This window comes from Novosphingobium sp., from assembly GCF_041905565.1.
Classification (GTDB): domain Bacteria; phylum Pseudomonadota; class Alphaproteobacteria; order Sphingomonadales; family Sphingomonadaceae; genus Novosphingobium.
On the sequence record NZ_JAYRKX010000003.1, the window covers coordinates 44218 to 65772 of the forward strand.

General features: G+C 68.1%; 19 protein-coding genes and 1 riboswitch. Of the genes, 13 read left to right on the forward strand and 6 right to left on the reverse strand.

Features of this window, described 5'->3' with window-relative positions; genetic code table 11:
• Positions 1–10: 10 nt before the first annotated feature.
• Both ACE3N9_RS03650 and ACE3N9_RS03655 read left to right on the forward strand, forming a co-directional pair.
• Positions 11–364, forward strand: a complete 354-nt coding sequence (locus ACE3N9_RS03650) for a hypothetical protein (RefSeq protein WP_374280947.1) — start codon at positions 11–13, stop codon at positions 362–364.
• Positions 365–619: 255 nt separating this feature from the next.
• The gene (locus ACE3N9_RS03655; protein ID WP_374280949.1) at positions 620–2659 is read left to right on the forward strand and encodes a M13 family metallopeptidase; all 2040 of its coding nucleotides are present in this window, start codon (positions 620–622) and stop codon (positions 2657–2659) included.
• Positions 2660–2703: 44 nt separating this feature from the next.
• Here the strand turns inward: ACE3N9_RS03655 and ACE3N9_RS03660 are convergent, their stop codons facing one another.
• From ACE3N9_RS03660 to ACE3N9_RS03675, 4 genes are read right to left on the reverse strand one after another with little or no spacing between them, the layout of a single operon-like run.
• Positions 2704–3438, reverse strand: a complete 735-nt coding sequence (locus ACE3N9_RS03660; protein ID WP_374280951.1) for an ABC transporter ATP-binding protein — start codon at positions 3436–3438, stop codon at positions 2704–2706.
• On the reverse strand, positions 3438–4397 hold the full coding sequence (locus ACE3N9_RS03665; RefSeq protein ID WP_374280953.1) for a FecCD family ABC transporter permease: 960 nt from the start codon (positions 4395–4397) through the stop codon (positions 3438–3440). Before ACE3N9_RS03665 ends, ACE3N9_RS03660 begins: the two co-directional genes overlap by 1 nt.
• Positions 4394–5227 carry an ABC transporter substrate-binding protein gene (locus ACE3N9_RS03670; RefSeq protein WP_374280955.1) on the reverse strand — a complete coding sequence of 278 codons (834 nt, stop codon included), beginning with the start codon at positions 5225–5227 and terminating at the stop codon, positions 4394–4396. The genes ACE3N9_RS03665 and ACE3N9_RS03670 overlap by 4 nt, the downstream gene beginning before the upstream one ends.
• Positions 5221–7044, reverse strand: a complete 1824-nt coding sequence (locus ACE3N9_RS03675) for a TonB-dependent receptor plug domain-containing protein (protein ID WP_374280957.1) — start codon at positions 7042–7044, stop codon at positions 5221–5223. Before ACE3N9_RS03675 ends, ACE3N9_RS03670 begins: the two co-directional genes overlap by 7 nt.
• Positions 7045–7168: 124 nt before the next feature.
• Positions 7169–7356: riboswitch (cobalamin riboswitch) on the reverse strand.
• Positions 7357–7518: 162 nt separating this feature from the next.
• On the opposite strand from ACE3N9_RS03675, the gene ACE3N9_RS03680 reads away from it, so the two are divergent.
• The 11 genes from ACE3N9_RS03680 (at position 7519) to ACE3N9_RS03730 (ending at position 19700) form a co-directional block, all read left to right on the forward strand.
• Positions 7519–8691 (forward strand): cell wall hydrolase, encoded by a 1173-nt coding sequence (locus ACE3N9_RS03680; protein ID WP_374280959.1) that lies wholly within the window; start codon positions 7519–7521, stop codon positions 8689–8691.
• 142 nt (positions 8692–8833) lie between these two features.
• Complete coding sequence (locus tag ACE3N9_RS03685) at positions 8834–9139, forward strand: hypothetical protein (protein WP_374280961.1); 306 nt, start codon at positions 8834–8836, stop codon at positions 9137–9139.
• Positions 9140–9686: 547 nt separating this feature from the next.
• Positions 9687–10649 (forward strand): malate dehydrogenase, encoded by a 963-nt coding sequence (gene mdh, locus ACE3N9_RS03690; RefSeq protein WP_374280963.1) that lies wholly within the window; start codon positions 9687–9689, stop codon positions 10647–10649.
• A gap of 14 nt (positions 10650–10663) precedes the next feature.
• Complete coding sequence (locus ACE3N9_RS03695) at positions 10664–11245, forward strand: hypothetical protein (RefSeq protein ID WP_374280965.1); 582 nt, start codon at positions 10664–10666, stop codon at positions 11243–11245.
• A gap of 1 nt (position 11246) precedes the next feature.
• The gene (gene sucD, locus ACE3N9_RS03700; protein ID WP_374280967.1) at positions 11247–12137 is read left to right on the forward strand and encodes a succinate--CoA ligase subunit alpha; all 891 of its coding nucleotides are present in this window, start codon (positions 11247–11249) and stop codon (positions 12135–12137) included.
• A 130-nt stretch (positions 12138–12267) separates the two neighbouring features.
• On the forward strand, positions 12268–15081 hold the full coding sequence (locus tag ACE3N9_RS03705) for a 2-oxoglutarate dehydrogenase E1 component (RefSeq protein ID WP_374280969.1): 2814 nt from the start codon (positions 12268–12270) through the stop codon (positions 15079–15081).
• A gap of 12 nt (positions 15082–15093) precedes the next feature.
• A complete protein-coding gene (odhB, locus tag ACE3N9_RS03710) occupies positions 15094–16317 on the forward strand; it encodes a 2-oxoglutarate dehydrogenase complex dihydrolipoyllysine-residue succinyltransferase (protein ID WP_374280971.1) in 1224 nt (407 codons plus the stop codon).
• A gap of 12 nt (positions 16318–16329) precedes the next feature.
• On the forward strand, positions 16330–17730 hold the full coding sequence (lpdA, locus tag ACE3N9_RS03715; RefSeq protein ID WP_374280973.1) for a dihydrolipoyl dehydrogenase: 1401 nt from the start codon (positions 16330–16332) through the stop codon (positions 17728–17730).
• 88 nt (positions 17731–17818) lie between these two features.
• The gene (locus ACE3N9_RS03720; protein WP_374280975.1) at positions 17819–18022 is read left to right on the forward strand and encodes a hypothetical protein; all 204 of its coding nucleotides are present in this window, start codon (positions 17819–17821) and stop codon (positions 18020–18022) included.
• On the forward strand, positions 18022–19083 hold the full coding sequence (locus ACE3N9_RS03725; RefSeq protein WP_374280977.1) for a serine hydrolase domain-containing protein: 1062 nt from the start codon (positions 18022–18024) through the stop codon (positions 19081–19083). The genes ACE3N9_RS03720 and ACE3N9_RS03725 overlap by 1 nt, the downstream gene beginning before the upstream one ends.
• Positions 19080–19700 (forward strand): trimeric intracellular cation channel family protein, encoded by a 621-nt coding sequence (locus ACE3N9_RS03730; protein WP_374280979.1) that lies wholly within the window; start codon positions 19080–19082, stop codon positions 19698–19700. The genes ACE3N9_RS03725 and ACE3N9_RS03730 overlap by 4 nt, the downstream gene beginning before the upstream one ends.
• On the opposite strand, the gene ACE3N9_RS03735 is transcribed toward ACE3N9_RS03730, so the two are convergent.
• Together ACE3N9_RS03735 and ACE3N9_RS03740 are read right to left on the reverse strand one after the other, a co-directional pair.
• The gene (locus tag ACE3N9_RS03735; protein ID WP_374280981.1) at positions 19685–20206 is read right to left on the reverse strand and encodes a helix-turn-helix domain-containing protein; all 522 of its coding nucleotides are present in this window, start codon (positions 20204–20206) and stop codon (positions 19685–19687) included. The two genes, ACE3N9_RS03730 and ACE3N9_RS03735, sit on opposite strands and share 16 nt — an antisense overlap.
• An 85-nt stretch (positions 20207–20291) precedes the next feature.
• Positions 20292–21515, reverse strand: coding sequence for an NAD(P)/FAD-dependent oxidoreductase (locus ACE3N9_RS03740; protein WP_374280983.1), 1224 nt, complete (start codon positions 21513–21515; stop codon positions 20292–20294).
• Positions 21516–21555: the final 40 nt, after the last annotated feature.

The following is a 21555-nucleotide window of genomic DNA, read 5'->3' on the forward strand; positions in this document are numbered from 1 at the left end:
AGGGTGCGCGATGGTCGGACGGACTTTGGCGGGCATGGCTGCGCTGGGCATGTTGATCTGGTCGGGGGCGGCCTTGGCGGACGATCCCAACGATCCGGCGATGCGCAGCAAGGCCGCCCGCGCGCGCGACCATGAGATCATCCGCCAGCTCAACCTGCGCGAACTGCGCCACGTGCGCGAACGCGACGCGCGCCATGCGAGGCAATGGCGTGCCTGGGACGCGCAGCAGGACCGCCGCGCCGATCACGCCCATGCCATGGAGCGTTACCGCGAGCAGCAGCAGCGCTACCAGCGCGACATGGCCGCATGGCGCCGCGCGGTGGCCGCCTGCCGCGCGGGCGACTATCGCTATTGCCAGCGCTGACCTGACGCGCGGACGGGGTCACGGACCGAAAGTCCGGTCCGGCCATCCGGCGATTTTCCAGCAAACCCTAGGCCATTCGGCTACGGGCTCGGCATGGCGCAGATGCGTCGCCCGGCGCAGCGCCCGCCGTTCCACCAACGCCCCATTCGCTTCGGCAAACGGCATTGACTTGGCGTGCCCGCCCGGCGCAACGCAGCCTATCGCGCCTGGCGCTTGAAGAGCCTGGGCCGGAACCGTTTCTGGAGATCCAACGCTGTGAAATTCCGTCTGTTTCTGAGCACCGCCGCCCTGGCTGTCCTGGCGGCCAGCACTGTCCCGGCCCTGGCCCAGGCGGCCGACCCCGCCCTGCCGGCAGCCGTCCCCGCCAAGCCGACCTTCGGCACCTGGGGGGTCGACCTTTCCGCCCGCGACGAAAGCGTCAAGCCGGGCGACGACTTCCAGCGCCATGCTTCGGGCAAGTGGCTGGACAAGACCACCATCCCCGATGACCGCCCCAGCACCGGCACGTTCTATGACCTGCGCGAAACGGTGCAGGACCAGGTGCAGAGCCTGATCAAGGACGCCCCGGCCGGATCGAAGCACGGCGCGCTCTATGCCAGCTTCATGGACGAGGCGCGGCTCGAGACCCTGGGTCTCAAGCCGCTGCTGGCCGACATTGCCAAGATCCGCGCGATCAAGGACAAGACCGCCTTTGCCCGCCACATGGGCGGCACCAGCGGCGTGTTCGGCAGTGCGCTGGTCGGCACCTTCGTCGGGGCGGACACCGCCAATCCCGACATCAACGTGCTGTACATCGGCCAGGCCGGGCTTGGCCTGCCCGAGCGCGACTATTACTTCAACCCGCAGTTCGCCAAGCAGCGCGACGCCTACAAGGCCTATATCGAGCGCACCCTGCAGGCGATCGGCACGCCCAAGCCCAAGGCGGCGGCGGCAACAGTCTATGCCTTCGAGGAAGCCATCGCCAAGGTCAGCTGGGCTTCGGAAGAAAGCCGCGACATCGACAAGATCAACAACCCCTATTCCACCGCGCAATTCGCCAGCTATGCCCCCGGGCTTGATTGGAACGCCTTCTTCGCGGGTGCGCGCATTCCGGCGCAGCAGCGCATGATCGTGGCCGAAAACAGCGCGATCAAGCAGATCGCCGCGCTCTTTGCGAAGACCCCGCTGGCGACGCTGAAGCTTTGGCAGGAATTCCATACCGCCGACCAGGCCTCGCCCTATCTGAACAAGGCGATGGTCGACAGCCGCTTTGCCTATACCAAGACGCTGTCGGGCGTGGAAACGATCCGGCCGCGCTGGAAGCGGGCGATCGACATGGTCAACGGCTCGCTCGGCGAACTGGTCGGCGAAGCCTATGTCGCGCGCTATTTCCCGGCCTCGTCGAAGACCAAGATGGAACAGCTGGTCGTCAACCTGAAGGTCGCGATGGCCGACCGGATCGACAGCAACGGCTGGATGAGCCCGGCGACCAAGGCCGCAGCCAAGACCAAGCTGGCCAAGATGGACGTGATGGTCGGCTATCCCGACAAGTGGCGCGACTATTCGCCCCTGAAGATCGAATCCGGCGATCTCTATGGCAACGCGCTGCGCGCCGGCCGGTTCGAGGCCGACTACCAGCTGAGCTTCATGGGCAAGCCGGTGGACCGCAAGCTTTGGGGGATGAACCCGCAGACCGTGAACGCCTATAACGGCGGGCTGGAAAACAAGATCGTGTTCCCGGCGGGCATCCTGCAGGCACCGTTCTTCGATCCGGCGGCGGACGATGCGGTCAACTATGGCGCGATCGGCGCGGTGATCGGCCACGAAATCAGCCACGGCTTCGACGATCAGGGCCGCAAGATCGACGAAACCGGCAAGGTCCGCGACTGGTGGACCGCCGAGGACGCCAAGCGCTTCGAAGCGGAAAGCACCGTGTTCGGCGACCAGTACGCCAAGTTCGAAGCCGCGCCGGGTGCTTTCGTGAACCCCAAGCTGACCATGGGCGAAAATATTGCCGACTTTGCCGGGGTCTCGGTGGCGCTGGACGCCTACCACAAGTCGCTTGGCGGCAAGGAAGCCCCGGTGATCGACGGGCTGACCGGCGACCAGCGCTTCTTCCTGGCCTATGCGCAGGTCTGGCGCAGCAAGATGCGCGAAGATGCGCTGCGCAACCAGGTGACCACCGACCCGCACAGCCCCGGCCGCTTCCGCGTGCTCGGCCCGCTGCGCAACGTCGAACCGTGGTACCAGGCGTTCGGCGTCAAGCCGGGCGACAGCATGTACATCCCGCCGGAGCAGCGCGCCAAGATCTGGTAAGCGCCGGACAAGCGAAGGGCAGCCCACGGGCTGCCCTTTTCGCGTCAGCCCACCGCCAGCGCGCGGCTGCCCGCATCGCCCAGCCAGCGCGCCGCAACGCCCCAATGGGCCGAGATCGCTTCGGCGCGCAGCGCGGTTTCGGGCGGGCCATCCTCCACCAGTCGCCCCTCGCGCAGCACCAGCACCCGGTCGGCGTGGTTCATCGCCTGGGCCAGGTCATGCATCACCAGCACCACGCCCAGCCCCTGCCCGGCCAGCCGCCGGAAATGGGCGAGCAGCGCCAACTGGTGCGCCAGGTCAAGGTTGGCGAGCGGCTCGTCCGCCAGCAGCCAGCGCGGCTGGCCCGCCAGCACCCGGGCAAGCAAGGAGCGGGCGCGTTCGCCGCCGGACAGCTGTGAGACGGGGCGGTCACGGAGCGCATCGAGGTGCAGCGCGGCCAGCGCGGCGTCCACTGCCGCCGCATTGTCCGCCGCGCCGGTTGACCAGGGCAAGCGGCCAAGCCCCGCCAGCGTCGCAACGCTGACGTCCCAGGCCAGCTCTGCCGCCTGCGGCAGATAGCCGATCGCCTGCGCGCGCTGGCGCGGCGGCAGCTGAGCCAGGTCCTGACCATCGAGCAGCGCCCGGCCTGCATCGACCGGCAGCAATGCAGCGAGCGAGGCCAGCAGCGTGCTCTTGCCCGCGCCGTTGGGGCCGCAGATCGCGGTAACCTGTCCTGGAGCCAGAGCGGTGTCGATGGCCACGATCCGGCGGCCCAAAGTCAGGCCCTGTGCTTCCAGCATCACGCCAGCTCCCGCTTCAGGCGCAGCAGCAGCGCGAGGAAGAACGGCGCGCCAAGCAGCGACAAGGCGATGCCAAGGCGCAGTTCGCCCTGTAGCGGCAGCACCCGGCACAGGCAGTCCGCCACCAGCAACAGCAGCGCCCCGGCCAGCGCGGACGGCACGATCAGCCGGCTCGGGCGGCCATCGGTGTGGGGGCGCACGAAATGCGGCACCATCAGCCCGACAAAGCCGATGATCCCGGCCACGGCTACGCTGGCGCCCACGGTCAGCCCGATCCCGGCAATCATCAGCGCCTGCAAACGGCGCGGATCGACGCCGAGCGAGCGGGCGGCGAGGTCACCGAGGCTCAGCGCATCAAGGTTGCGCCCGGCCAGCAGCAGCACCGCCACGCCCAGCGCGGTCAGCGGCGCGGCGATCCACACTTCGGCCCAGCCGCGATCGGCCAGCGCGCCCATCAGCCAGGTGACGATCTCGCTCATCGCAAAAGGCGTGGGCGACAGGCTGATCGCCAGGCTCATCAAGGCCCCGGCCAGGCTGGCAATCATCATTCCGGCCAGCGTGAACAGCAGCACCCCGCCGCTGCGCCCGGCGATCAGACCCAGCAGCGCCATCGCCCCGCCCGCGCCGATCAGCGCGAACAGCGGCAGCGCCCAGCCGCTGGCCGCCCAGCCGGTCCAGAAGCTCAGCACCGCGCCCAGAGCCGCGCCGGGGGCAATCCCGAACAATCCCGGATCGGCCAGCGGGTTGCGCAGGTAGCCCTGCATCGCCGCCCCCGCCGCGCCCAGCCCCGCGCCCAGCACCAGCGCCAGCACGGCGCGCGGCAGGCGCAGTTCCACGAATATCACCGCCGCATTGGGCAATTGCGGATCGAACGGATCGATCCACACCCGCCCGGCCAGCAGGCTGAGCGGCACGGCCAGCGCCAGCAGGGCGATCAGCAAGGTATTCAGCCGGGTCATTTGAGGCCGCTCCGCACTTCAGCCAGCCGCTGGGCGGCGCGCACGATGGTCGGCCCGCCGCACCACAGCAGCGCGGGATCAAGCCGCGCGCGACTGGTGCCTTTCAGTGCCGCCAGCGCCGGGTGGCGCAGCATCCGGTCCTCGTTGCCGTGCAGGTCCCCGGCGGTCAGGATCACGCGCGGGGGATTGGCCAGGACCTGTTCCAGCGGCAGCAGATCGGCCTGCTTCAGCCCGCGCTGCGCCGCCACGCTGGCAAAGCCGGTACGCGCCAGCAGCGCGGCGATCAGCGTGTCCTGCCCCGGCACCATGCCGCCCGATTGCCAGACCAGCGCGGGCACGGTGGGCGCGCCGGCGGGCGGCGCGGCCTGGGCCAGCGCCGCTTCAATCCGGGCGGCCAGCGCCTCGCCCCGGTCGGGATGGCCGGCCAGGGCGGCGATGCGGCGGACCTGCTCCAGGCTGGCAGGCACGTCCGCCGCCATGCCGAAGCGTTCCAGCCGGTAGCCCAGCCGCGCCAGCGCAGCGGCGGTCGCCGGCGGGGTAAAGCTGCTGCCCAGCACCAGATCGGGACGCAGCGCGGCCACTTCCTCGACCGTGCCGGACAGGGCCGGGAAACGCCGCGCCGTGGTAACGTCCATCGAGGACGCCGCCGGATCGCTCGAAAAGGCCGACAGCCCGGCGATCTGCGCCGGATCGGCCACTTTGGCCAGGATCGCGTCGGTACAGGGATTCAGGCTGGCGATCCGCGGCAGCGGCGGCCCCGCCTCGCGCGCCGGAGCGGCGGAACAGGCCGCCAGCACCAGCGCGAAGAGCGGGGCCAGCCGCCTTACCACCGCCCGCGCAGCCCCACGAAGGCCGAGCGGCCATAGGAGCCATAGCCCGCGACGGACTGGTAGTGCACGTTGCCGAGGTTCTCGACCCGGCCATACAGCTCCAGCCCGCCCGGCAGCGGCATGCTGGCGCGCAGGGTGACCAGACCATAGCCATCGAGCCGGGTGAAATTGCCCGCATCGTCATAGCTGTCCGACACCAGCCGCAGGTCCGCGCCCAGCGTCAACCCGGCCAGCGGCGTGGTCCAGTCCAGCCCCGCGGTCACCGCATTGCGCGGGCGGCGGGCGAGGTCCTTGCCATTCGCGCGGTTGACCGCCTTGACGTAGCTGTAGGCCGCGCGAGCGCGCAGATTGTCGACAATCGCCCAGCCGCCTTCCAGTTCCACCCCTTCGGCGCGGGTCGCGCCGATGTTGAAGTAGCCGCTGGGCCACAGGTAATCGATCAGTTGGCTGGCATCGCGGCGGAACAGGGTGAGCGCGACATGGCGCGAGCCACTGCGATCCCCCAGTTCGATCCCCGCGTCATAGGCCTTGCTGCGTTCGGGCCGCAGCGCGGCGTTCCCGCCATAGCCGTAAAGCTGGTAGAGCGTCGGCGCCTTGAACCCTTCGCCATAGGAGGCGCGCAGGCGCAGGTCCGCCGCCAGTTCGACCGCGCCATTGGCCCCGAAGGTCCAGTGGCTGCCGAAGCGGTCATGGTCATCCAGCCGCACGCCGCCCGACAGGTGCAGGCCGCCCGAATGATAGCCCAGCAGCACGTGCCCGCTGCTCAGCCGCGCGTCCTGCGGCGGATCGAACAGGGTGGCAAAGCGCGTCCATTCGCTGTCCGCTCCGAAATCGAGCGTGACGCCCTGGGTCAGCTCGGCCCGGCCGGTCAGGTCCGCACGCCAGCTGCGGCCCTGGGTGGTGAAATTGGGCGCGGTGCCGAAGGTCGGGTCAAAGTATTCGCGGCGGGTGTCGCTATAGGCAGCGCCGCCGCGCAGATTGAGCGATCCCGCAGCGTAACGCAGCCCCAGCCGCCCGGAACCCTGCCGGGTGGTCTGGTATTCCGGGGTATCGGCAAAGCTGTAGAATGGCGCGGGATAGCCGTCGAAATCGATCCTGCTGTCGGCATAGCGCCCGGCGGCATCGAGCCACAGGTCGCCCGCCAACCGCACTTCGCCGCGCAGGTTCGCGCGCCACTGGCGGAACCCGTCACTCTCCGCACCCTTGGCATAGGCGGAGATTCCGTCCGACGAGACATAGCCGCCCGATGCGGTCACACTATAGGCAGCGCCGCTGGCACCCAGCGCGGCATCGGCGCTGACCGTATCGTTGGCGCCGTATTCCACCCCGGCGCGCGCACCGTCGAGCCGCTCGCTGGTCAGCGCCAGCACCCCGCCGATCGCGTTCGAGCCCCAGGCGACCGAGTTCGAACCGCGCAGCAGTTCCACCTTGGCGATCCCGCCCGGCAGCATGGTGCCAAGGTCGAACCCGCCAGACGGCGCGGCGACATCGTCCAGCCGCACCCCGTCCAGCGTTACCAGCAATTGCTGCGAATTGGCCCCGCGCACGAACACGCTGGTCTGGCTGCCCAGCGGGCCGCTGCGTGCCGTGGTGACGCCGGGCAGGCGTTCGAGCACGCGAGCGAGGTCAGGCCCCTGCACCGCCGCCAGTTCCGCCGCGCCGATCACGCTGATCGACTGGCCGGTTTCGTTGACCCGCTCCTCGCGCCCCGAAGCGACCACGGTAATCGCGGTGTCGCGCAGCCGATCGGCCACCACCACGCAGTTGGCAGCATCATCGGCACAGTCCTGCGCCGCTGCCGGTGCGGCAACACCCAAGGAACAACCCAGCAAGAACAGATATTTCAAACGCAATACTCCCGTCATGAACGAACGCCGTTCATGGCGGAAGGCCCGCGCGAATTCGCGGGTCCTCGCTGCATTCCGGTACACCCCGCCCGGCTGCGGAACGACCGTCACTGGCAGGTCTCCTGGCTCCCGGATCAATGCGCCCTGCCCGCCTTCCCGGTTTCCCAGTGGCATGTGGGGCAAGGTGCTCCCCGGTCACAGTTGCGGGGGCAGCGGAGGCATCGCACCTCCTTCCCTCTTCGGTTCCGGCTACCCGGAACAACCGATGACGTGGCCGCGCCCCTACGCCTTTTGACGGCGCAGGGCAACCGCAGGCGTTCCTTAACCGCTTGGCGGCTAGGATCAGGCGAACTGTCCCACCCCGGCACGGCGCGAACTGCGCAGTGGCGCGGCGGGACGCATCCGGCTTACGCGCGAAGGCGCGTAGCCCAAGCGAAAGCGTGCATGACCCGATTGCTGCCCCTGCCCTATGAACCCCGGCCCCGCGATTTCGCGGCGCGGTTCGCACGGGCGCGGCACCGCACCGTGGGGATGCGCGGGCAGCGCCGGCACTTGGGGCGGCGCGCGCTGGTGCTGCTGGTGGCCGTGGCGGTCCCCGCCATTGCCGGGCCGCAAGCCTGGCAGGGGCTGGGCATCGGCAACGCGGGCGAAGCCCAGGTGCGGGTCGAACCCATGCCGTTCGAGCGGGTGGGTGAAAGCTTTCCCGGCAGCGCGTTCTATTACCTGGCGCAGGACGAAGGGCTGCCGCCGCTGGTCGAAGGGATCCATTCCGACGCGGAAGGCGCGCCGACCATGGTCGATCCGATGGCCGGGCCGATCGCGCGGGCGATGCGGATCGACAATTCCGGGGCCGATCGGGGCCGCGCGCTCGATTGCCTGACCGCCGCGATCTATTACGAAGCCGCCAGCGAATCCGACCAGGGCCAGCGCGCCGTGGCCCAGGTGGTGCTAAACCGCGTCGCCCACCCCAGCTATCCCAACACCGTCTGCGGCGTGGTCTACCAGGGGTCGGAACGCAGCACCGGCTGCCAGTTCAGCTTCACCTGCGACGGCTCGCTGGCGCGAGTGCCCGACCGCCGCTTCTGGGCGCGGGCGATGCTGACCGCGCAGGCCGCCTTGTCGGGCTATGTCGAACGCAGCGTCGGCCTGGCAACGCATTACCACACCATCGCGGTCCACCCGTACTGGGCGCCCAGCCTCTATCACATCGTCACCATCGGCGCGCACCGGTTCTACCGCTTCAACGGCGCGGCGGGGCAGCCCGGCGCGTTCCGCTTTGCCTATCGCGGGGCCGAACCACTGCCCGGCCCGCATGCCCGCAGTGCGGCGGCGGACAAGGCAGCCGATCCGGTGCTTGATCCGCTGGCGATCCAGAAAGCCTACGATGCCGGGCTCAAGACGGCGCAGGGCGGAGCCATGGTGCCCACTGCCGGCGGCGGCATGGCCCCGGCGCGCGCCGCACCCGCCCCCGCCTATGCCAGCGACGTGGCCCGGCGCGGCGGCGAAGCGCTGTACCGCGCCGACAAGCTGCCCGACCCGGCGGCCAGCACCGTGCGCCCTGAATACGAACACGCCGGGCGCTGGATCAACCAGCCGGGCAGCAGCAGCGGCAACTGATCCGCACCCCGCAAGGTGGCGGTTTTCCGTCATTGGGCAATTTGGTTAATCCCCGGAAACCATAGCGCAACACCTTCCCTTAGCGCCCCCCGCGCTAGGGCCCTTGGCAGTCGCCAACCGCCAGAAGAGGCCCTGCCCGCCCATGTCGATCCGCTTCGCCGCTGCCCGCCGCGCCATGTCGGTCCTGACCGGACCGGGCGGCCAGGTGCGCCCGGTAGGCCGCGCGGCGAACGACAATGCGGCCAGCACCCGCGACGTCCTGCTGCGCGATGCGCTCAAGCATTTCGCCCAGCACGGCCTGCGCGCGGCGCAAGTCGCCCGCGACAACGCGCTTGAGGCCCACCGCCTGGGCGATGCGGCGGAAAGCGCGCACTGGCTGGAGATCTGCCGCGCGCTCGACCGGCGCATGGCCACGGCCACCGCGGCACGGATCAATCCGGCCCGCTAGGCGGCGTAGACAAATTCCGACCTGACGAAACGTCCGCTAGCGCCGAACCACGAGCGCGCAGCAAAGAGCCGCAAAGTGTGGCCGGCGGACTGGCAGTTGTGCCCATCGCCCTCTCTCTCGTTCCCGTCACCCCGGGCTTGACCCGGGGTCCAGCTATTCCTTGCGGGGCAGCAAAGGAAGCGGGACCCCGGGTCAAGCCCGGGGTGACGGTGGAGTTGGGGCAGCGACAGGGGCCGGACAGCAAGCGGCAGGCAGCAGACATCGCATCTATCCACGCCGCCTAGCCAAAACAGGCAATTTCCCTTACGTCATGCCACTGCCCGGCGCAGGCAGGGGGCGATTCATCGCGCAGTTCCGCAGGCTATTTGCAATTGCGAACCATTATCAGAAAATAGTTGCCCCAAGGCGCCTTTACTGCCTTGCAATCCCCTGCCCAGGGGCCTAGGGCCAGCCCGTTATCGGACAGCCTGCACCAGCGGGATGGGATGGGCTGCCCCCTTTTTTGCCAGATGTGATCCCGCAGACCAGGGAAGGACATCGTCGAATTATGGCTCGCAAGAAGATCGCGCTCATCGGCGCCGGCATGATCGGTGGCACGCTGGCTCACCTCGCCGCGAAGAAGGAACTGGGCGACATCGTCCTGTTCGACATCGCCGAAGGCATCCCCCAGGGCAAGGCGCTTGACCTGTCGCAGTGCGGCCCGGTCGAAGGGTTCGACGCGAAGATCACCGGCACCAACGACTATGCCGACATTGCCGGCGCCGACGTGGTGATCGTCACCGCCGGCGTGCCGCGCAAGCCGGGGATGAGCCGCGACGACCTGCTGGGCATCAACCTGGGCGTGATGAAGTCGGTCGGCGAAGGGATCAAGAACCACGCCCCGAACGCTTTCGTGATCTGCATCACCAACCCGCTCGACGCGATGGTCTGGGCCCTGCGCGAATTCTCGGGTCTGCCCGCCAACAAGGTCGTCGGCATGGCCGGCGTGCTCGATTCGGCGCGCTTCGCCACTTTCCTCGCCTGGGAATTCGGCGTTTCGGTCAAGGACGTGAACGCCTTCGTGCTGGGCGGCCACGGCGACACCATGGTCCCGGTGCTCGAATATTCGACCGTCAGCGGCATCCCCGTCACCGACCTGGTCAAGATGGGCAAGTCGACCAAGGAACGCCTGGACGAAATCGTTGCCCGCACCCGCAGCGGCGGCGGCGAAATCGTCGGCCTGCTCAAGACCGGTTCGGCCTATTACGCCCCGGCCACCAGCGCGATCGCCATGGCCGAAGCCTATCTGGGCGACCAGAAGCGCATCCTGCCCTGCGCGGTTTACGTTGACGGCCAGTACGGCCTCGACGGCCTGTACGTCGGCGTGCCGGTGGTGATCGGTGCGAACGGCGCGGAAGAAGTGATCGAAATCGCGCTCGACGCCGAAGCGAAGCAGAACTTCCAGGTCTCGGTTGACGCGGTCAAGGAACTGCTGGTGGCCTGCAAGGGCATCGAGCCCTCGCTGGCCTGATCCGGCGCGCGGCCATGGCTTTCCTCTCCATCATGGCTGCCGCCGCCGCGGCGACGGCGCCGGTCCCCCTCACGGAGGACCGCGCGCTGTTCGCCGCGTTCAAGGGCGTTTGCATCAAGGTGCGCAGCATGGATGCCATGGCCCGGGCCGCCCGGCGCGGCAAATGGCACGCGGTTGAACCCGATGCCCACCCCAACCTGAAGCTGCTGGTCGAGCAGGGCCGCAAGGCCGGGCTCAAGGAAGAACCCAGCGCCACTTTCACCGGGGCGCAGTTCCACAAGACCGTGGCCGGGCGTGAGCTGTGGATGGTGCAATCGCGCTACCGCGACAGCGAAGGTTACTGGTCGAACGGTTGCCGCATCTACCACTTCGACGCCCCGGCCGCGCTGCCGGGCGAAGCGCTGGCGGTGCTGATGGGCAAGCCCTGGACCGGCACCCTGCCCCTGCCCGACGACCAGGTGAAATACCTGTGGGAACCGGGCTGGAAGTCCGGCCACTCGGTCGAAGTCAGCTACATTACCGGGACCGATCCGGTTTCACAGAAATTTGGCCTGAAAGGCCAGGTACTTATGGCCCAGGCCATCGGAGGATTCTGAAATGTCCATTTTGATCAACAAGAACACCAAGGTCATCACCCAGGGGATGACCGGCGCGACGGGCTCGTTCCACACCCAGGCGGCGCTTGATTACGGCACCCAGATGGTCGCGGGCGTGACCCCCGGCAAGGGCGGGACCGAACACATCGGCCTGCCGCAGTTCGACACCGTGGCCGAAGCCAAGGCCGTGACCGGCGCGACCGCCAGCTGCATCTACGTGCCGCCTCCGGGTGCGGCCGACGCCATCCTCGAAGCGATCGACGCCGAGATGGAACTGATCGTCTGCATCACCGAAGGCATCCCCGTGCTCGACATGGTCCGCGTCAAGCGCGCGCTGTCGGGCAGCAAGAGCCGCCTGATCGGCCCCAACTGCCCCGGCGTGCTGACCCCGAACGAATGCAAGATCGGGATCATGCCCGGTTCGATCTTCAAGAAGGGCAGCGTCGGCGTCGTCAGCCGCTCGGGCACGCTGACCTATGAAGCCGTGTTCCAGACCAGCCAGATTGGCCTCGGCCAGACCACCGCGGTCGGCATCGGCGGCGACCCGGTCAACGGCACCAACTTCATCGACGTGCTGGAACTGTTCCTGGCCGACGATGAAACCAAGTCGATCATCATGATCGGTGAAATCGGCGGCAGCGCCGAAGAAGAAGCCGCCCAGTTCCTCAAGGACGAAGCGCGCCGTGGCCGCAAGAAGCCGATGGCCGGCTTCATCGCGGGCCGTACCGCGCCTCCGGGCCGCCGCATGGGCCATGCCGGCGCCATCGTTTCGGGCGGCCAGGGCGGCGCCGAAGACAAGATCGCGGCGATGGAAGAAGCGGGCATCCGCGTCTCCTCCTCGCCGTCGCTGCTGGGCGAAACCCTGGCGGAGGTGCTCAAGGAACTGGCCTGAGCCGCTCCTTGAACCTGCGTTAACCACGTATCGGGCACAGCGGACCTCCTCAGGGAACGCCTGCCCCTGAAGTACCGAAGCAAGGCACGGGCGGTCCGGTGGGCCGCCCCACGCAAAAGGCGTTTTACCGATGGGTAGCGAAAGCCACGATTTTCTTCCCGACGAACCCCAGCCCGGACCGAGCTGGGCGCGGGCCGACTGGCGCACCGCCGCCGATGACCTGACCCAGGCGCTCGATCCCACCGCCATGCAGGCGGCGATCAAGGCTGCGGCCAAGGGCACCGGCGCGGCGATGGACGCGCGCGCGGTGGAAGAAGCGGCGGCGGATTCGATCCGGGCCATGATGCTGATCCGCACCTACCGGGTGCGCGGGCACCTGGCGGCGGACCTCGATCCGCTGGGGCTGTCGCACCAGAACCTGCCGGCCGACCTTTCGCCCGAATACCACGGCTTCGTCGGCGCCGCACTCGACCGCAAGGTCTATGTCGGCGGGGCGCTGGGCCTGCAATGGACCACGGTGCGCGAACTGGTGGCCGTGCTGCGGCGGAATTACTGCGGCAAGGTCGGCTTCGAATACATGCACATCGCCGACGTGGAGGAGCGCCGCTTCATCCAGGACCGGATCGAGGGCGGCGACAAGTCGATCGACTTCACCCCCAACGGCAAGAAGGCGATCCTCCAGGCCGTGATCCGCGGCGAACAGTACGAAAAGTTCCTCGGCCGCAAATATGTCGGCACCAAGCGCTTCGGCCTGGATGGCGGGGAATCGATGATCCCGGCGCTGGAAGCGGTCATCAAGTACGGCGGCCAGCGCGGCGTGCGCGAAATCGTCTATGGCATGGCGCACCGCGGCCGCCTCAACGTGCTGGCCAACGTGATGGCCAAGCCGTACCGCGTGATCTTCCACGAATTCTCGGGCGGCACCGCCAACCCCGAAGACGTCGGCGGTTCGGGCGACGTGAAGTATCACCTCGGCACCAGCACCGACCGTGAATTCGACGGGATCAAGGTGCACATGAGCCTGGTGCCCAACCCGTCGCACCTTGAAACGGTCGACCCGATCGTGCTGGGCAAGACCCGCGCCAACCAGGTGTTCCGCGACGACATCGGCCAGGGCAAGCACAAGCAGGTCATGCCGATCCTGATCCACGGCGACGCGGCCTTTGCCGGCCAGGGGATCGTCTGGGAATGCTTCGGCTTTTCCGGGGTCAAGGGCTACAACATCGGCGGTTGCATCCACTTCGTGATCAACAACCAGATCGGCTTCACCACCAGCCCGCAGTTCAGCCGTGGGTCGCCCTATCCGTCCGACGTTGCCAAGGGCGTCATGGCGCCGATCATCCACGTCAACGGCGACGATCCCGAAGCGGTGACCTTCGCCTGCAAGCTGGCGATCGACTATCGCCAGACCTTCGGCCGCGACATCGTGGTCGACATGTGGTGCTATCGCCGCTTCGGCCACAACGAAGGCGATGAGCCCGGCTTCACCCAGCCGCTGATGTACCAGAAGATCCGCGCCCATCCGGCGGTCAGCAAGCTTTATGCCGACCGCCTGGTCAAGGAAGGCGTGATCGACGGCAACTATGCCGGCGAAGTCGAAGCCCACTTCGTCGCCACGCTGGAAACCGAATTCGACGCGGCGAAAAGCTACAAGAGCAACCATGCCGACTGGTTCGGCGGGCGCTGGCAGGGGCTGCACGCCCCGGCCGATCCCGAAACCGCGCGCCGCAACGTCCATACGGGCATCGAACAGAAGCTGTTCGACAGCCTGGGCCGGACGCTGACCACGGTTCCGGATTCGATCCAGATCCACAAGACGCTGACCCGCGTGCTCGATGCCAAGCGCGAGATGTTCAAGTCCGGCCAGGGATTCGACTGGGCGACGGCGGAAGCGCTGGCGTTCGGTTCGCTGCTCTCGGAAGGCTTCGGGGTGCGCCTGTCGGGCCAGGATTCGGGCCGCGGTACGTTCAGCCACCGCCACGCGGTGTGGGTCGACCAGACCGACGAGCACAAGTACGTGCCGCTCAGCACCGTCCCGCACGGCAAGTTCGAAGTGCATGACAGCCCGCTGTCGGAATACGGCGTGCTGGGCTTCGAATACGGCTATGCCAGCGCCGATCCCAAGAGCCTGGTGATCTGGGAAGCGCAGTTCGGCGATTTCGCCAACGGCGCGCAGATCGTGATCGACCAGTACATCGCCGCTTCCGAAGCCAAGTGGCTGCGCGCCAACGGCCTCGTCATGCTGCTGCCGCACGGTTACGAAGGCCAGGGGCCGGAACACTCCTCGGCCCGTCTGGAGCGCTACCTGCAGCTGTGCGCGCAGGACAACATCCAGGTCTGCAACATCACCAGCCCGGCCAATTACTTCCACGTCCTGCGCCGGCAGATGCACCGTCCGTTCCGCAAGCCGCTCATCATCATGAGCCCCAAGTCGCTGCTGCGCCATCCGATGGCGAAAAGCGAGGCGAGCGAATTCGTCGGTCAGGCGCACTTCAAGCGCATCCTGTCGGACCGCAACGGCGCGAGCGACGAGAAGACCAAGCGCGTCATCCTGTGTTCGGGCAAGGTCGCCTACGATGTGATGGAAGCGCGCGACGCGGCGGGGATCGAGGATACCCAGATCATCCGCCTCGAGCAGCTCTATCCCTTCCCGGGCGAGCCGCTGGCGCTGCGCTTCTCGAAGATGCCCAATCTGGAAGAAGTGGTCTGGTGCCAGGAAGAACCCCGCAACAACGGTTCGTGGTTCTTCGTCGAAAGCCTGATCGAGGAAGCGCTGATCGCCGCCGAACGCAAGGTCACCCGCCCGCGCTATGCCGGCCGCGTCGCCAGCGCCTCGCCCGCCACGGGCCTGGCCAAGCGGCACGAGGCCGAACAGGGCGCGCTGATCAGCCATGCCCTGGGCCTGTCGGTCCGCAATGAACTCCGTCGCCGTAAAAAGGCCTGAGGAAACAAGACGATGTCCACCGAAGTCAAAGTGCCCACCCTGGGCGAAAGCGTTGCCGAAGCCACCATCGGCGAATGGCTGAAGCAGCCCGGCGAAGCCGTGGCGCTGGATGAACCGATCGCCAGCCTGGAAACCGACAAGGTCGCGGTCGAAGTGACCGCGCCGGTCGCGGGCGTGATGGGCCAGTACCTCGCCCAGGCCGGCGACAACGTGTCGGTCGGCGCGGTGATCGCAACGATCGAAGCCGGCTCGGGCGCTGCCGCCCCGGCCCCGGCTGCGGCGCCCGCCGCCGCTCCGGCTCCGGCGCCTGCCGCCGCCCCCGTCGCCGCCGAACCGGCCGCTGACGACGCCGCGGTGCTGAGCCCGGCGGTGCGCCGCGCGGTGCTGGAACACGGCATCGACCCGTCGACCATCAAGGGCACCGGCAAGGACGGCCGCATCACCAAGGAAGACGTGCTGGCCGCCGCCGCCGCCAAGAACGCCGCCCCGGCCCCGGCCGCCGCCGCTCCGGCTGCCGCCCCCGCCGCTGCGGGCAATCGCGGCGAGGAACGGGTCAAGATGACCCGTCTGCGCCAGACGGTCGCCAAGCGGCTCAAGGAAGCGCAGAACACCGCTGCGCTGCTCACCACTTTCAACGACGTGGACATGAGCGCGGTGATGAAGGCGCGCGACACCTTCCGCGACAGCTTCGAAAAGAAGCACGGCGTGCGGCTCGGCTTCATGAGCTTCTTCGCCAAGGCCGCGTGCCTGGCGCTGAAGGAATTCCCCGCCGTCAACGCCCGGATCGAAGGCGACGAAATCGTCTATCACCCCTATGTCGACCTGTCGGTGGCGGTCAGCGCCCCCAATGGCCTGGTCGTGCCGGTGGTGCGCGATGTCCAGGCGATGGGCTTTGCCGACATTGAAAAGGCGATTGCCGCCTATGGCAAGAAGGCCAAGGAAGGCACCCTGACCATGGCCGACATGGCCGGCGGCACTTTCACCATTTCCAACGGCGGCGTGTTCGGCGGGCTGATGAGCACCCCGATCATCAATCCCCCGCAGTCGGCCGTGCTGGGTCTGCACCGCATCGAGGACCGCCCGGTGGTCCGCGACGGGCAGATCGTGATCCGCCCGATGATGTACTTGGCGCTGTCCTATGACCACCGCATCATCGACGGCCGCGAGGCGGTGACCGCACTCAAGGTGATCAAGGAAGCGATCGAGGAACCCACTCGTCTGCTGATCGACCTTTAAGGGACGCTGGACATGGCTGAATACGATTATGACGTGATCTTCATCGGCGCCGGTCCGGGGGGCTATGTCGGCGCGATCCGCGCCGCGCAGCTCGGGCTGAAGACGGCCTGCGTGGAAGGCCGCGAGACGCTGGGCGGGACCTGCCTCAACGTCGGCTGCATCCCGTCGAAGGCGCTGCTGCACGGCTCGGAAAAGTTCGAGGAAGCCGCCAACGGCACCCTCGCCCGTTACGGCGTCAAGCTGGGCAAGGTCGAACTCGACCTCGCCGCCTTGCAGGCCGACAAGGCCGATGCGGTCAAGGGGCTGACCGGGGGCATCGAATACCTGTTCAAGAAGAACAAGGTCGATTGGCTGAAGGGTTACGGCGCGCTCAAGGACGCCCATACCGTGACTGTCGCGGGCAAGGACTATACCGCCCAGGACATCGTCATCGCCACCGGATCGAGCGTGACCCCACTGCCCGGCGTCGCAGTGGACAACGATCAGGGCGTGATCGTCGATTCGACCGGCGCGCTGGCGCTGGACCGCGTGCCGCAGCACCTGGTGGTGATCGGCGGCGGCGTGATCGGGCTGGAACTCGGCTCGGTCTGGCGGCGCCTTGGGGCCAAGGTCACCGTGGTCGAATTCCTCGATCAGCTGCTGCCCGGCATGGACGGCGACATCCGCAAGGAAGCCGCCAAGGTGTTCAAGAAGCAGGGCATGGAATTGAAGCTCGGCACCAAGGTGACCGGCGCCGAGGTCAAGGGCAAGCAAGCGACGCTGACGCTGGAGCCGGCCAAGGGCGGTGCGACTGAAACGATCGAGGCGGACTGCGTGCTGGTCGCCATCGGCCGCCGGCCCAACGTCGCGGGCCTCAACATCGAGGGCATCGGGCTGGAGCTGAACGCGCGCGGCCAGATCGAAACCGATCATGACTTTGCCACCAAGGTCAGCGGCGTCTGGGCGATCGGCGATTGCATCCCGGGGCCGATGCTGGCCCACAAGGCCGAGGACGAAGGCATCGCCGTTGCGGAAAACATCGCGGGCCTGACCGGGATCGTCAATCACGACGTGATCCCCGGCGTGGTCTATACCATGCCCGAATTTGCCGGCGTGGGCCTGACCGAGGAAGCCGCCAAGGAACGCGGCGAAATCAAGGTCGGCAAGTTCCCGATGATGGCCAACAGCCGCGCCAAGACCAATCACGAGCCGGACGGCTTCGTGAAGGTGATTGCGGACGCCAAGACCGACCGCGTGCTGGGCGTATGGTGCATTGCCAGCGTGGCGGGCACGATGATTGCCCAGGCCGCCCAGGCGATGGAATTCGGCGCGACGAGCGAGGACATCGCCTATACCTGCCATGCCCACCCGACCCACAGCGAAGCGGTGAAGGAAGCGGCGATGGCAGTGACCGGCAAGCCGATCCACATCTGATCGACAAGCGATCAGGACAGACTATTATCTGGGCCGCTCGGGACCACCCGGGCGGCCCATGTGTTCATTGCAGTACAGGAACCAAGACATGGCCGACACCCATTCCGTGAAGCTGACCGAGGACGAAATCGGCATCCTGGTCGATGCGCTGGAAGCCGACATGGACGGCTATGTCGAAGCCGCCAAGGAAGCGCGCGGCAACAACCGCCGCGAGGACGTGGAAACCTTTACCGAAGCCGCCCAGCGCATCCTCAAGCTCAAGACCCGGCTGGAAGAGCTGATCGAGGAGTGATGCGGCTCGCGCGGCGGATCGTGCTGGCCGGGCTTGGCCTGGCCGCCCTGCCGCGCAGCGCCTTTGCGCAAGCCGCGCTGCCTGACGGAACGATGAGCCCCGCCCTGCTGCGCGCCCTGCGCACCGCGCTGGGCACGCCGGGCATGGCGGCGGGCTGGCAGCTGCGCGGGCAGGCTGCCAAGGTGCTGGCCGATGGCCTGCGCGCCGCCGGGGGCAGCGCTCCGGTCACCCCGCTGGATCAGTGGCACATCGGTTCGATCACCAAGAGCTTTACCGCCATGCTGTTCGCCCGCGCCGTGGAAGCGGGCGTGATCGGCTGGGATACACCGCTGGAGCAGGTCCTGCCCGGCGTGCCAGACATCTATCGTGGGGTGACCGCGATCGAACTGCTCAGCCACCACGCCGGGCTGCCAGCCGACATCCCCCTGCCCGAGTTGCTCGCCCTGCCCCGGATCGAGGCCGATGCCCGCGCCGGCCGCCGCCGCTATGTCGAACTGGCGCTGGCCATGCCGCCGCTGGCCGCGCCGCGCCGCCGCTTTGCTTATTCCAACTGCGGCTATGTGGTGGCCGGGCACATGCTGGAAGCGGCCACCGGCAAACGCTGGGAGGACCTGCTGCACCGGCAGGTGCTGGAACCGCTGGGCCTGGCCAGCGCCGGGTTCGGACCGCCGCTGGGCGATCAGCCGCGCGGGCATGATCACGGCGCGCCGATCCTGCAGGACAATCCGGCAGCGATGGGCCCGGCCGGGCGGCTGCACCTGAACCTGCCCGACCTGCTGACCTACCTCGCCGCGCACCGCGACCGGCCGGCGCTGCTGGACCGCGCCACATGGCGGGAACTGCACCGCCCGCGCTTCGGCAGCGACTATGCGCTGGGCTGGTTCGTTTCGCCGCAGGGCAATCTGTGGCATAACGGCTCGAACACGGCGTGGTACGCCGAAGGGGCGGTGGAACGGGACAGCGGACTGGTGATGGCCCATTGCAGCAACGACGCGGCCCTGATGGGCCACTTGCAGGCGCTGCTGCCTGCGCTGCGCCGCGCGGCGGGAGCGGCGGCATGACCGCCGCCGCCCTGCCCAGCCTGCCCCCGGTGCTCGACCTGATCGGCACCGCGGTCTTCGCGCTGACCGGCGCGCTGCTGGCCGCGCGGCTGCGCCAGACATTCGTCACGATGAGCTTTTTCGCGCTGGTCACCGGGGTTGGCGGTGGTTCGGTGCGCGACCTGCTGATCGGCGCGCCGGTGTTCTGGGTGCGCGACCCGTGGGTCGCCCCGGTGTGCCTGGGCGTGGCGCTGCTCGCCTGGTTCACCCCGCGCAAGTGGTGGGAAGGCCAGTTGCTGGAATGGGCCGATGCGGCGGGGCTAGGCACTTATGCCGTGCTCGGCACGGCCAAGGCGCTGGCCTATGCCGTGGCCCCGGTGCCGGCAATGGTGATGGGCGTTATCACCGGCTGCGTCGGCGGGATCATCCGCGACGTGCTCGCCGGGCGGCCATCGATCCTGATGCGGCCGGAACTGTATGTCACCGCCGCCGCGCTCAGCTCTGCATTGGTCGCGGCGGGCGCGGTGCTGGACCTGCCGCACGCGCTGGTCTGGCCGCTCGCCGCGCTGGCAGGCTTTGCCCTGCGCGGCGCGGCGATCCGGCTTGGGCTTGCCTTGCCCGCTTACAGGAAGGGCTGAACACGCCGGCGCACCGGGCCGATGGTCAGTGCGAGCGCGCCTGCCGCCAGCAGCATTAGCGGGGTGATCCACAGGCCAAGCTGTTCAACAGCCTCGCGTGGCGCGTCGCGGAAGACGCCGATCGCGAACCCATCAGAATCGACGAACAGCCCGGTCTGCTCGGGAAGTACCAGTTTCGCCAGCGCGACGAGGACGAATTGCACTGCGAGCAGCAGCCGAAATCCGTCGAAACCAAGGCTTGCCGAACGCCGCGTCGCGCTGGCCAACTGAGCCCCAACCTGCCGCCAGGGCGATTGCGGAGCCGCGTCCGCCTCTGCCTCGGGATCATGGATGATATCCGCCCCGAAAACGGTCAGCAGCGCCTTGGTGCTTTCGAGCGAGGCCCGGTGCCCGGCTTCGATCCGCTGGATAGTCCGGGCGCTGAGGTCGGCGGCGATGGCGGCCTCTTCCTGTGACATCGCCCGGGCCAGACGCGCTTCGACAAGACGGCTGGGTTCGATCTGCATGGCTGTCTCCTGTTTCATCGCCGCCGACTTGCCGCCGGGATGGGCGACTGACCACGACATCTTCACGACAGCCCGCAATTTCGCATCAAAGTCGCGGCAGTTCCTTCAGCGGACGGCTGGTGTCCGCCAGGTCTTCGGCTGCGATAACCGCGCCTTCTTCCACCAGCTTGCGGGCCTGGACATAGTCCTTCATCGCGTTGACCGCATCGACCGCGATCAGCTTGCCGCCCTTGAGGTAGAGCACCGAGAACGAGCGTTCGGCCGGATCGCCGCGCAGCACGGTCTGATCGTGCCCGCCCGACAGGCCGACCGTTTGCAGCTTGAGGTCATACTGGTTCGACCAGAACCACGGCGTCGCCTTGTACGGCTGCGGATCGCCCAAGATCGCGGCCACGGCGGTCTTGGCCTGGTCGTTGGCGTTCTGGACGCTTTCCAGCCGCAGCACCGCGCCTTCGGCAAAGCCGTTGGCATGGGCGGCGCAGTCACCGATGGCATAGACGTGCGGCACGCTGGTGCGGCAGAATTCGTCCACGTCCACCCCGTTGCCGCCGGCCGCCCCGGCGCTGAGCAGCGGGCCGACCGCCGGGACGATGCCGATACCGACGATCACCAGTTCGCAGGCAACCTCGCTGCCGTCCGACAGCTTGACGCCGGTCACGCGGCTCTCGCCCAGAATCGCCTCGACCCCGGTTTCCAGCCGCAGGTCGACGCCGTGGGCGCGGTGTTCGGCCTGGTAGAAGTCCGACAGCTGCGGCCCGGCAACGCGGGCCAGCACGCGCGGCAGCATTTCCAGCAGGGTCACGTCCTTGCCCAGCTTGCGCAGCACGGCGGCCGCTTCCAGCCCGATATAGCCGCCGCCGATCACGACCACGCGGTTCACCCCGGCCAGTTCGGCCAGGATCGCGTCGGCATCCTCGCGGGTGCGCACGCCGTGGACGCCGGCCAGGTCCGCGCCCGGGCACGACAGCCGGCGCGGATCGCCGCCGGTCGCCCAGATCAGGTCGCCATAAGTGCAGGTCCGGCCATCCGACAGGGTGACGCTCTGCGCCGCGCCGTCGAGCGCGGTCACTTCCACGCCCAGCACCAGGTCGATGTCCTTGCTGGCCCAGAAGTCGCGCGGACGCACCAGCAGCCGGTCGAAGGTCTTTTCGCCCAGCATGTATTCCTTGGACAGCGGCGGGCGCTCATACGGCGGTTCCACTTCGCGCCCGATCATCCCGAGCGAGCCGGTGAAGCCCTGCTGGCGCAGCTGGATCGCGGCCGCGCCGCCGCCCTGCCCCGCGCCAACGATCAGAACGTCGTAGTGCATATGTCCAACTCCCGAATGACTGGCTGCCGACTAGGCCCCG

Excerpts from the sequence above, each read along its gene's own strand:
- sucD (WP_374280967.1), top strand. The coding sequence starts at position 11,247 with ATGTCCATTTTGATCAACAAGAACACCAAGGTCATCACCCAGGGGATG.
- ACE3N9_RS03720 (WP_374280975.1), top strand. The coding sequence starts at position 17,819 with ATGGCCGACACCCATTCCGTGAAGCTGACCGAGGACGAAATCGGCATC.
- ACE3N9_RS03730 (WP_374280979.1), top strand. The coding sequence starts at position 19,080 with ATGACCGCCGCCGCCCTGCCCAGCCTGCCCCCGGTGCTCGACCTGATC.
- ACE3N9_RS03660 (WP_374280951.1), bottom strand. The coding sequence starts at position 3,438 with ATGCTGGAAGCACAGGGCCTGACTTTGGGCCGCCGGATCGTGGCCATC.
- mdh (WP_374280963.1), top strand. The coding sequence starts at position 9,687 with ATGGCTCGCAAGAAGATCGCGCTCATCGGCGCCGGCATGATCGGTGGC.
- ACE3N9_RS03735 (WP_374280981.1), bottom strand. The coding sequence starts at position 20,206 with ATGCAGATCGAACCCAGCCGTCTTGTCGAAGCGCGTCTGGCCCGGGCG.
- lpdA (WP_374280973.1), top strand. The coding sequence starts at position 16,330 with ATGGCTGAATACGATTATGACGTGATCTTCATCGGCGCCGGTCCGGGG.
- ACE3N9_RS03725 (WP_374280977.1), top strand. The coding sequence starts at position 18,022 with ATGCGGCTCGCGCGGCGGATCGTGCTGGCCGGGCTTGGCCTGGCCGCC.
- ACE3N9_RS03740 (WP_374280983.1), bottom strand. The coding sequence starts at position 21,515 with ATGCACTACGACGTTCTGATCGTTGGCGCGGGGCAGGGCGGCGGCGCG.
- ACE3N9_RS03685 (WP_374280961.1), top strand. The coding sequence starts at position 8,834 with ATGTCGATCCGCTTCGCCGCTGCCCGCCGCGCCATGTCGGTCCTGACC.
- ACE3N9_RS03705 (WP_374280969.1), top strand. The coding sequence starts at position 12,268 with ATGGGTAGCGAAAGCCACGATTTTCTTCCCGACGAACCCCAGCCCGGA.
- ACE3N9_RS03680 (WP_374280959.1), top strand. The coding sequence starts at position 7,519 with ATGACCCGATTGCTGCCCCTGCCCTATGAACCCCGGCCCCGCGATTTC.
- ACE3N9_RS03695 (WP_374280965.1), top strand. The coding sequence starts at position 10,664 with ATGGCTTTCCTCTCCATCATGGCTGCCGCCGCCGCGGCGACGGCGCCG.
- ACE3N9_RS03665 (WP_374280953.1), bottom strand. The coding sequence starts at position 4,397 with ATGACCCGGCTGAATACCTTGCTGATCGCCCTGCTGGCGCTGGCCGTG.
- odhB (WP_374280971.1), top strand. The coding sequence starts at position 15,094 with ATGTCCACCGAAGTCAAAGTGCCCACCCTGGGCGAAAGCGTTGCCGAA.
- ACE3N9_RS03650 (WP_374280947.1), top strand. The coding sequence starts at position 11 with ATGGTCGGACGGACTTTGGCGGGCATGGCTGCGCTGGGCATGTTGATC.